Source organism: Brevibacterium sp. SIMBA_078 (assembly GCF_046534565.1).
Classification (GTDB): Bacteria; Actinomycetota; Actinomycetes; order Actinomycetales; family Brevibacteriaceae; genus Brevibacterium.
In genome coordinates, this window is the sequence record NZ_JAWRYQ010000396.1 from 1 (window position 1) to 254 (window position 254).

The following is a 254-nucleotide window of genomic DNA, read 5'->3' on the forward strand; positions in this document are numbered from 1 at the left end:
ATACACATGTTGACAATTCTGATAACCTATCAATTTTAAATATTCTAAACGTTTTTAAGTTAGCTAGAATAGATATTAAAAATATAGGTAATGCTAGTAACGATATAGTTTTCGATAAAAATGAGTATGACTTCACTATAAATTCGCCAAAATGGTTTAGAAAAAACAATGATGGTATCGGTTATATAATTGAAAGTTCAAACATGAACCTAGACTTTAGTTTAATATGTGTAAATGATGGGGAAATAAAAATT

The 254-nt window shown here is 25.6% G+C and carries 1 protein-coding gene; it reads left to right on the forward strand.

The window, feature by feature from the left end; all coding sequences use genetic code 11:
• Window positions 1-254, forward strand: a 254-nt coding sequence (locus SB749_RS20170) for a hypothetical protein (protein ID WP_410711875.1), incomplete at both ends; no start/stop codon positions are given.